General features: G+C 66.7%; 9 protein-coding genes and 4 tRNA genes. 7 read left to right on the top strand and 6 right to left on the bottom strand.

Annotation, left to right across the window (positions count from 1 at the left end; genetic code table 11):
- Nucleotides 1-292 precede the first annotated feature (292 nt).
- A tRNA-Gly gene (locus tag LXM94_RS24360) sits at nt 293-366 on the bottom strand.
- 24 nt (nt 367-390) lie between these two features.
- Nucleotides 391-474: transfer RNA gene (locus tag LXM94_RS24365), tRNA-Tyr, on the bottom strand.
- A 194-nt stretch (nt 475-668) separates the two neighbouring features.
- On the opposite strand from LXM94_RS24365, the gene rlmB reads away from it, so the two are divergent.
- A complete protein-coding gene (gene rlmB, locus LXM94_RS24370; RefSeq protein WP_235774261.1) occupies nt 669-1,544 on the top strand; it encodes a 23S rRNA (guanosine(2251)-2'-O)-methyltransferase RlmB in 876 nt (291 codons plus the stop codon).
- A gap of 2 nt (nt 1,545-1,546) precedes the next feature.
- Here rlmB and LXM94_RS24375 read toward each other — a convergent pair whose 3' ends face one another.
- Both LXM94_RS24375 and LXM94_RS24380 read right to left on the bottom strand, forming a co-directional pair.
- On the bottom strand, nt 1,547-1,819 hold the full coding sequence (locus tag LXM94_RS24375; RefSeq protein WP_235774263.1) for a hypothetical protein: 273 nt from the start codon (nt 1,817-1,819) through the stop codon (nt 1,547-1,549).
- Between the two features lie 209 nt (nt 1,820-2,028).
- Nucleotides 2,029-2,652 carry an FMN-dependent NADH-azoreductase gene (locus LXM94_RS24380; protein ID WP_235774265.1) on the bottom strand — a complete coding sequence of 208 codons (624 nt, stop codon included), beginning with the start codon at nt 2,650-2,652 and terminating at the stop codon, nt 2,029-2,031.
- Nucleotides 2,653-2,782: 130 nt separating this feature from the next.
- Between LXM94_RS24380 and LXM94_RS24385 the strand changes: the two genes are divergently transcribed.
- The 6 genes from LXM94_RS24385 (at nt 2,783) to LXM94_RS24410 (ending at nt 7,634) form a co-directional block, all read left to right on the top strand.
- On the top strand, nt 2,783-3,730 hold the full coding sequence (locus LXM94_RS24385; RefSeq protein WP_235774267.1) for a LysR family transcriptional regulator: 948 nt from the start codon (nt 2,783-2,785) through the stop codon (nt 3,728-3,730).
- A 57-nt stretch (nt 3,731-3,787) separates the two neighbouring features.
- Nucleotides 3,788-3,863: transfer RNA gene (locus LXM94_RS24390), tRNA-Thr, on the top strand.
- Nucleotides 3,864-3,935: 72 nt separating this feature from the next.
- A tRNA-Glu gene (locus tag LXM94_RS24395) sits at nt 3,936-4,010 on the top strand.
- A gap of 200 nt (nt 4,011-4,210) precedes the next feature.
- Entirely contained in the window at nt 4,211-6,103 is a 1,893-nt protein-coding gene (locus LXM94_RS24400) for a methyl-accepting chemotaxis protein (RefSeq protein WP_235774269.1), read from the top strand.
- A 179-nt stretch (nt 6,104-6,282) separates the two neighbouring features.
- On the top strand, nt 6,283-7,056 hold the full coding sequence (locus LXM94_RS24405) for an NAD kinase (protein ID WP_235774271.1): 774 nt from the start codon (nt 6,283-6,285) through the stop codon (nt 7,054-7,056).
- A 53-nt stretch (nt 7,057-7,109) separates the two neighbouring features.
- A complete protein-coding gene (locus LXM94_RS24410) occupies nt 7,110-7,634 on the top strand; it encodes a hypothetical protein (RefSeq protein ID WP_235774272.1) in 525 nt (174 codons plus the stop codon).
- A gap of 57 nt (nt 7,635-7,691) precedes the next feature.
- On the opposite strand, the gene prfB is transcribed toward LXM94_RS24410, so the two are convergent.
- Nucleotides 7,692-8,823 (bottom strand): peptide chain release factor 2 gene (prfB, locus tag LXM94_RS24415; protein WP_235774274.1). Its coding sequence is split into 2 segments (ribosomal slippage): nt 7,692-8,753 and nt 8,755-8,823, totalling 1,131 coding nucleotides; the frame shifts between segments, so codons are not numbered across the junction.
- 116 nt (nt 8,824-8,939) lie between these two features.
- On the bottom strand, nt 8,940-9,502 hold a 563-nt coding region (locus LXM94_RS24420), incomplete at its 5' end, for a penicillin-binding transpeptidase domain-containing protein (RefSeq protein WP_268965238.1).

The following is a 9,502-nucleotide window of genomic DNA, read 5'->3' on the forward strand; positions in this document are numbered from 1 at the left end:
GTCTTGCCGTGGTCAACGTGACCGATCGTGCCGATGTTCACGTGAGGCTTATTGCGCTCAAACTTACCTTTTGCCATCGTTATCTTCCTGTGAACGAAAGTTGGGCGAACCGGCCCTTCCGGTTTGGCAGCCGTTTAAGGCTTTCACAAACAATGCGCAAGCCTTAAATGCGGCCGCGCGGGTGCGCAGCGCCCTGGCGCGCGGGGCGACGGCCGCGATCGAAAGGAATGATCTTTTTCTGAGACTAATCAGCGCTTTGTGCAGTTTTCTTATATAAGAGAATGCGCAAGGCTGGAGCGGGTAGCGGGAATCGAACCCGCGTATTCAGCTTGGAAGGCTGCTGCTCTACCATTGAGCTATACCCGCGGCGTTCGATCCGATCCGGCAGAATGGTGGAGGGAGCTGGATTTGAACCAGCGTAGCTTACGCAACGGATTTACAGTCCGTCCCCTTTAACCACTCGGGCATCCCTCCATTCCGTCGGGATCAGTCGACCAAGCATGTCAGACCGGAGGAGCCTGTGCCCTTCGATCTGCGCCGGGTATATGACCGCCCCGTTTCGTCCTGTCAACACGATGGTCCGGAAAAAATTGCGAAAAACACAAGCCGATCCGCGTCCGCCGCGACGCCCGGGATTGCGCGCCGTTTCCCCGGCGCTATAAGGCAGCATGAGCAAAGACGACACCGGCGGCAGGTCCGCAAAAGACACCCATTACGCCAAGCTGCGCCGGGCGCATCGCGACCAGCGGCGCGACAAGGGCGAGATCCCGACGCCGAAGGACGACCGCCGGCGCCGTGCGGCGGAGGCGTGGAAACCGCCGGCCGTCGCGCCGGACCAGGTCCACCTTTACGGGCTGCATACGGTGCGCGCCGCCCTCGACAATCCCGAGCGCACGATCGTAAGGCTCAGCGTCACGCTCAACGCGGCGCAGCGGCTCGGCCTCGGTGAGCTTTCCGGCCTGCCCTACCCCGTCGAGACGGTGCAGCCGTCCGACCTCGACCGGATCCTCGGTCCGGAAGCGATCCACCAGGGCGTCATGCTGGAGACCCGTCCGCTGCCGATCCGCCGGCTGGACGCCCTGAAGGACAGCCCGCTGCTGCTCGTGCTCGACCAGGTGACCGACCCGCACAATGTCGGCGCCATCATGCGCTCGGCCGTGGCCTTCGGCGCCGGCGCCCTCATCACCACGATGCGGCACTCGCCGACCGAATCCGGCGTTTTGGCGAAGACCGCCTCCGGCGCGCTGGAACTGATCCCCTATATCCAGATCACCAATCTGTCCGACGCGCTCGAGGAGCTGCACCGGCTCGGCTTCCAGACCGTCGGCCTCGATTCCGAGGGGCCGGCACCGCTGGAGCAGGCGCTCGAGGGCGGGCGGATCGCGCTGGTGCTGGGGTCCGAGGGCAAGGGGCTTCGCCAGAAGACGCGCTCCACCTGCAAGGCGCTCGCCCGCCTCGACATGCCGGGCGCCATCAAGTCGCTCAATGTCTCGAATGCCGCGGCGATCGCCATGTATGCGGCCCGCCGGCATCTCGGCCTGTAACCTCAGCGCAGCGACAGCGCGCCTGCGCGGACATGCGCCTCCGGGCATCCATCCTGCAGCTTCTGCCAGCTCGTGACGTTCAGCACCATCTCGCAGCGGGCGAGGTAACGCTGCTCGCCGACGTCGATGCACAGGGTCTTGCCGAGTTCATGCTTGCTGCCGTCGCGGAAGCGGCAGGTGCAGCGCGCATCGGATGGTCCGTCGGCGGCGGACGGCATGTCCGCCGGAACGGCCAGGAACGCCGCGAGCGCGAAGGTCCAGAGATGCCGGTACATGAGCGAAGTCTAGACCCTTTTTCGCTTTTGTCGAGCCGTGGCCCCGTGCGCCGCAGGGCCCGGCGCCGACGGCATCGCGTGCGGCCCGGATTGTCGCCGCCGACGGAGAAAGGGGCCGTATGGCGGACAGAGGCCGTCTATGTCCGATGCCCGCGCGCGGGCACGGCCGCGGCGGGCATCGGCTATGTCGTTGTGGCAGGCCGGCGGCCTCAGCCGGCGAGCTTCCAGTCGCCGCGGCCGGCGATCGACTTCTCGGCCTCGGAAATCGCCGTCTGCTTCGATTCGGGGCCGAGGTTGAGACCCTCCGCGCGGACGAACTCGATATCGGTCACGCCGAGGAAGCCGAGCACCGTGGAGAGATAGCTCTCTTGGTGGTCCATCACGGCCGCGGGGCCGGCGCTGTAGTGACCGCCGCGGGTGGAGACGATGATCACCTTCTTGCCCTTGGCGAGCCCCTCCGGTCCGCTTTCGGTGTAGCGGAAGGTCTTGCCGGCGATCGCGATGCGGTCGATCCAGGCCTTGAGCTGGCTCGGCAGCGAGAAATTGTACATCGGCGCGCCGACGACGACCGTGTCGGCAGCGAGGAACTGCTCGAGGATCGCCGCACCGTCGGCGACGTCGGCGGCGATCACCGCGTCGAGTTCGCCCGGCTTGGCATTCGCCGCCATCAGATGGCTGCCCGACAGGTGGGCGACGGGGTTGGCGACGAGGTCGCGGTAGACGATCGCGGCGTCCGGATGGTCCGCCTTGATCTGGGCTGCGATGGCGGCCGTCAGGCGGCGGGAGACGGAATGCTCTCCGAGGATGCCGGAGTCGATATGGAGAACGTTCATGGCAGATGACCTTGATTGCGGTTTCGATGGTCAACATATGATCCGGGAACAATCTCATGATTAGAGGCATGTTTTCCAATTGACTGTTTCCCCATGGAAACAATAATTGCGGAAACCGCAGGAGCCGCGCATGCAGGACCTCAACGATCTCGCCCTTTACGCCGCCGTCGTGAAGCACAAGGGCTTCACCGCCGCCGCGACCGCGCTGGGCGTGCCGAAATCCAAGATCAGCAAGCGCGTCGCGCATCTGGAGGAACAGCTCGGCGTGCGGCTGATCGAGCGCTCGACGCGCAAGCTGCGCGTCACCGAGATCGGCCAGTCCTTCTACGAGCGCTGCGAAACGGTGCTCGACGGCGTCGAGGCGGCGCAGGCCGTGGTGGCGGCGGCGAAGAGCGAACCGGCCGGCCTGGTGCGCGTCGCCATGCCGCCGGGCTTCGCGCCGGTGCTCGCCGCGCTCCTGCCGGTCTTCCTGAAGCGCCATCCGCGCGTCCGGCTGTCGATCGTCATGACGAACCGGCCGGTCGACCTGATCGAGGAACAGTTCGACATCGCGCTGAGGGTGCGCGAGAGCTACAGCAACGACCAGGCGGTCATCGTGCGCAAGTTCGGCGGCACGCGCGCCTACCTCGCGGCAAGCCCGGCCTTCCTGGAAAACAACGCGCCGGTGACGCTCGACACCCTGTCGACCATGGCGACGATCGCGATGCACGAGGCGCCGGTGCGCGCGATCTGGACCCTGACGAACGCCGAGGGCGAGCTGCGGGACATCGCGCACCATCCGGTCATCGCCTGCAGCGATTTCGGCATCCTCGAACGGGCGGCGATCGAGGGCATCGGCATCGCGCTGCTGCCGGACAACATCGCCGAACGCGGCTTCCGCAACGGCCTTCTCGTCCCCGTTCTGCCCGGCTGGACCTCGCTCGAATCGACGATCCACGCCGCCTTCGCCTCCCGCCACGGCATGCTGCCGGCCGTGCGCGCCCTCATCGATTTCCTGGCGGAGCACCTGGCGCGATCGATGTCGCGCTGCCGCGACGTCGACCCGCCCCGGCCGCTGTCCGCCGACTGGTCGATCTGACATGCCGGTCGCTTTTTGCTTTACAGCGCGGCGGAATATGCTAACTCCCTGCCCGATGCCCTTATAGCTCAGTTGGTAGAGCGGCTGATTTGTAATCAGTAGGTCGGGAGTTCGAGTCTCTCTGGGGGCACCATATAATGTCTGTCCAGCCCGGGTCTTGCAGGTTGCCGTCCGGCGTCCTATCTTGGTCGGCGCAGCCTGGCGGGCGCCCATCGTCTAGCGGTCAGGACGCCGCCCTCTCACGGCGGTAACACGGGTTCGAGTCCCGTTGGGCGTACCATGCTTCGGGCTCACGCCATCATGCCGGCGGCATTTCGCACCTGCACAATTCGCCCTTCCGCCTTTACCATTCGTCAATCGTGATTTCCTAGGCTAGCGCCCATCGAGCGCGATCTGGCGCGGTCCGCCCTCGCGGATCCTTGGCATCATGCCTTCCCCTTCCCTTCGTTGCCGATCGGGCCGTCACGCCGGAGTAGCCGCATGTCGTTCAAGAACCTCTCGCTTCTTTCCAAGGTCGGCCTCGTCGTCCTGCTGATGGGCGTTTCCTGCGTGACGATCGCCGTCGTCGGCGCCAGCGGGCTCGGCGCGCTGAAGGCGGCGATGGCCGATGTCGGCACAAAAGAAGAGGTCGCCCGCGAGGCGATGGACCTGCGGGTCGACATCATCGCGATCAGCCGCATGACCTACCAGCTCGCGGCCGCACCGCAAAAAGCCGAGGACTTCGCGGCCGAGACGGAGAAGCGGGCGGCCGAGATGCTGGGCCGCCTGCCGAAGATCGAGGCCGCGGCCGATGCGACGGAAATCGAGCTCCTCAAGGCGATCCGCGGCGCACTTGACGCCTATTTCACCGAGATTCGCGCCATGGTCGCCATTGCTGCCGGCGGCGACGCCGCCGCCATCCAGGCGGCCCTCGGCACCGCGCTTGAGGCGCAGAAGACGGTGACGACGACGGTCAAGGCCTACAGCACCTATTCCGGCGATGCGCTGGCCGCCGCCCGCACGGCCGCCTTCGACAAGTCGGTTCTCGCGATGACGCTGCAGATCCTGGCGGCTGCCGTCTGCATCGTCGCCGGCGGCGCGCTCAGCTTCGTCGTCGCCCGCAGGGGCATCGCGCTGCCGATCCGCACCCTCACCGCGACGATGAGCCGGCTTGCGGACGGCACGCTCGACGGCGATGCCGCAGATGTCGAGCGCCGCGACGAGATCGGCGAGATGGCGCGGGCCGTCGAGGTGTTCCGCATGAACGGCCTCAAGATGCGCGACATGAAGCGCCAGGAGGAAACGCTGAACGCCCAGAGCAGCGAGCTGCAGCAGAGCATCAGCGCGGTGGTCGCCGCCGCGGTGGCCGGCGACTTCACCTGCCGTATCGCACGCGACTACGAAAGCCCGGACCTCGCGCGCTTTGCCGCCAGCGTCAACGAACTCGTCGCAAGCGTCGACCGGGCCGTCAACGAGGTGCGCCGGGTCGTCGCCGCCCTGTCCGATGCCGACCTGACGCAGCACATGGACGGCGAATTCCAGGGCGCCTTCGCCGAGCTCAAGACCAATGTGAACAGCGCGATGGTCACGCTGCGCGCCACGATGAACCAGGTGCGCACTGCCGCCGGCACGATCAGCGGCAACTCGGAGGAGCTGAGCTCGGCCGCCAACGCGCTTTCGCGCCGGACCGAACAGCAGGCCGCCGCGCTCGAGGAGACGGCCGCCGCGCTCGACGAGATCACCGCGACGGTGCGCACCGCCTCCGAGCGCGCCAACGAGGCGCGCGACATGGTCCGCGACACGACCGACAGCGCCGCCCGTTCCGGCGAAATCGTGCGCAGCGCCGTCGACGCGATGGGCCGGATCGAGGACTCCTCCAGCAAGATCAGCCAGATCATCGGCGTGATCGACGAGATCGCCTTCCAGACGAACCTGCTGGCGCTGAATGCCGGCGTCGAGGCGGCCCGCGCCGGCGACGCAGGCCGTGGCTTCGCAGTCGTCGCCCAGGAGGTGCGCGAACTGGCGCAGCGCTCCGCGACGGCGGCCAAGGAGATCAAGGCCCTGATCGGCGCCTCGGCCTCCGAGGTGGAAACCGGCGTTTCGCTCGTCCGGTCGACCGGCAGCGCCCTCGTCGAGATCGAGACGCTGGTCAAGCGCGTCAACGACCACGTCGCCTCGATCGCGACGGCCGCGCGCGAGCAGGCGACCGCGCTGCACGAGATCAACACCTCGGTCAACCACATGGACCAGATGACCCAGCAGAACGCCGCCATGGTGGAGGAAACGACGGCCGCCAGCCAGACGCTGAGCGGCGAGAGCCAGCAGCTCCGGGCGCTGCTTGCCCGCTTCAAGCTCGGCGACGAAGCGCAGGCCGCCGCCCGCCGCGCCGCCTGACATTTCCCGAAGGGAAGCCGAAGCGCCGCCGGACCTATCCTCCGGCGGCGCTTCGCATTTTAGGCCCGGCGACCATCGCTTTTGTGGTGCGCGGCAGGCTCAGGCATGCAACATATGCAACACTGCGGCGGCAGCCGGGGCCTGTCCCGTGAAATCCCGCCTGCAACCGGACCGACGTCATGACCCGAAGATGCGATTCCCTCTGCTTCCTCGCCTCGCAGGCACCCGAGGCCGAAGCCGCGCGCCAGGAACTCGTCGCCCTCTACGGCGATGTCGGGCGGGAGGCTGCGGATGTCATCGTGGCGCTCGGCGGCGACGGCTTCATGCTGCAGACGCTGCACGGCCTGATGAATTCCGGCAAGCGGGTCTATGGCATGAACCGCGGCTCCATCGGCTTTCTCATGAACCGCTACGGCACGGAGGATCTGCGCGAGCGCATCGCGCGTGCGGTCGAAAACGCCTTCCGCCCGCTCGAAATGCAGACGGTCGACACGGACGGCAACCACCGCAAGGCGCTGGCGATCAACGAGGTCTATCTCTTCCGCCAATCCTACCAGGCAGCCAAGCTCAGGGTTTCGGTCGACGGGCGCGTGCGGCTCGACGAACTGATCTGCGACGGCCTCCTGCTCGCGACACCCGCCGGCTCCACCGCCTACAATCTCTCCGCCCACGGACCGATCCTGCCGCTCGAGGCGCAGCTTCTGGCGCTGACACCCGTCAGCCCCTTCCGGCCGCGGCGCTGGCGCGGCGCGCTGCTGCCGAACCACGCGAAGGTCCGCATCGAGATCCTGGAGCCCGGCAAGCGGCCGGTGAACGCCGTCGCCGACTATACCGAGGTCAAGTCGGTCGTCGCCGTCGATATCGCCGAATCGCAGGAAGTCACCGCCCGCCTGCTGACCGACCCGGACCATTCGTGGTCGGAACGCATTCTTGCCGAACAATTCGAGTATTGACGCCGGAAGACCGGTCGGGCAACCCTGCACCGCCACGCCGACGGAGACCCGAAATGCACCCCTTCCGCCTGCTCGCGTCCGTTCTTCTCGCTCTCGCTCTCGCGCTGCCGCTTGCGGCCGGCGCACAGGAAGACCCGTCGCCCGTGCCGCCGGAGGTGACCTTTGTCGTCAGCTCGGGCTACTGGGAGCATGCGGCGGAGACGCAGGCCGATGCCGCAGCGGCGGCGGGCGACGCGACGCCGGCAACGGACGAGGCGCAGGCCGCCGCACCGCGCCGCGGCTACTACAAGCTCTTCGCGCTGCGTCAGGCGGACGGCACGGCGACGATCCATCTCCAGCAGATCGAGGCGACGGCGGGCGGGCCGAAAATCGTCTCGTCCACCGAGCTCGAGGAGTTCACGGCCCTCAGGCCCTATGTGACGGACATGCGGCCGGAGACCTCGACGGGCATCACGGCCCAGCCGGGTCTTTTCATCACCGTCTATCTGAAGACCGATCCGCAGGCGGTCGAGCCGGAGAGCTGGACGGTGCTGATCGACGACCTCGGCGACATCCGGGTCGAGAAGGCGACGAACTGACGGAACAGAGAAAAACGGGCGCCGAAGCGCCCGTTGCATTGTCCGGTTCGCCGGAGATCAGGCGATGTCTTCCACCGCCTTGTCGGCGCCGCCGCTGACGCGATGCGCCAGAGCCGCCTCCATGAAGGGGTCGAGCGCGCCGTCGAGCACGTCCGAAGGCGCCGTGCTTTCGACGCCGGTGCGCAGATCCTTCACGAGCTGGTAAGGCTGCAGCACGTAGGAGCGGATCTGGTGGCCCCAGCCGATTTCGGTCTTCGACGCGGCCTCGGCATTCGCCGCCTCCTCGCGCTTCTTCAGCTCCGCCTCGTAAAGGCGGGCGCGCAGCATGTCCCAGGCCTTGGCGCGGTTCTTGTGCTGCGAGCGCTCCTGCTGGCACTGCACGACGATGCCCGACGGCATGTGCGTGATGCGCACCGCCGAATCGGTCGTGTTGACGTGCTGTCCGCCGGCGCCGGACGAGCGGTAGGTGTCGATGCGGCAGTCGCTCTCGTTGATGTCGATCTGGATCGAATCGTCGACGACGGGATAGACCCAGACCGACGAGAAGGAGGTGTGGCGCCGCGCATTGCTGTCATAGGGCGAGATGCGCACGAGGCGATGCACGCCCGATTCGGTCTTCAGCCAGCCATAGGCGTTGTGGCCCTTGACGAGGATGGTCGCGGACTTGATGCCCGCCTCTTCGCCGTCATGGACCTCGAGCAGCTCGACCTTGTAGCCGGCGCGTTCGGCCCAGCGCGTATACATGCGCAGAAGCATGTTCGCCCAGTCCTGGCTCTCGGTGCCGCCGGCGCCCGAATGCACTTCGAGATAGCTGTCGTTGGTGTCGGCCTCACCGGACAGCATGGCCTCGACCTGCTTGCGGTTGGCCTCGGTGCGCAGCGTCTTCAGCGTCTCCTCGGCATCCTTGACGATCGCCTCGTCGCCCTCCTCCTCGCCGAGCTCGATGAGCTCGACATTGTCCTTGAGCTGCCGTTCGATCGCCCGGACACCGTTGACGCCCTCGTCGAGCTGCTGGCGTTCGCGCATGAGCTTCTGCGCCTCGCCGGCATCGTTCCAGAGATTCGGGTCCTCGGCCTTGTTGTTCAACCAGTCCAGTCGTCTTATCGCCTGGTCCCAGTCAAAGATGCCTCCTCAGCAGGCTTATGGCCTGCTTGATTTCGTCGACGACATTCTCGATTTCCGCGCGCATTGTCCTGCTTTGCTTCTGGTGGGTGGGAAACGGCCCCGTCCATAGTCAATGGGGGGACCGAAGTAAAGAAGGCAGGCCTGCGCCTGCCTTCGTTTGCGGCCGAGGATCGGGGCTGTCTAAAAGAGTCCGCCGGTGCCGCCCGTGACGGCCTGGTTCGCCTGCGGCGAGCTGCGCAGGATCTCCTCGGGCTCCATGAAGCTCTCCGCACCGATGACCGAGAACACGTCGGCAGGGCCGGTGCCCGGCTTGAAGGCTTCCATGATCGTATCCGGCGCGCCCTCGGTCGCCTGCATGCCCGTCTTGCGGTTGACGGCGATGAAGTTCATGCCCTCCGGCACGATGAATTTCGACGGGCGCGTCCCGTCGAGGGCCGCCAGCATGAACTCGTTGAAGATCGGGGCGGCGAGCGAGCCGCCGGTGGCGCCGCGGCCGAGCGGCGCCGGGTTGTCGAAGCCGAGATAGAGGCCCGCGACGAGATCCGGCGTGTAGCCGATGAACCAGGCATCCTTCTCGTCGTTCGTCGTTCCGGTCTTGCCGGCCGTCGGACGGTCGAGCTTGATCTTGCCGGCCGCCGTGCCGCGCGTCACGACGCCCTCCATCATCGAGGTGATCTGGTAGGAGGTCATCGGGTCGAGCACCTGCTGGCGGTTGTCGATCAGGACCGGCTCCTCCTGGTTTT

This window comes from Rhizobium alarense (assembly GCF_021555155.1).
Lineage (GTDB): Bacteria > Pseudomonadota > Alphaproteobacteria > Rhizobiales > Rhizobiaceae > Rhizobium_D > Rhizobium_D alarense.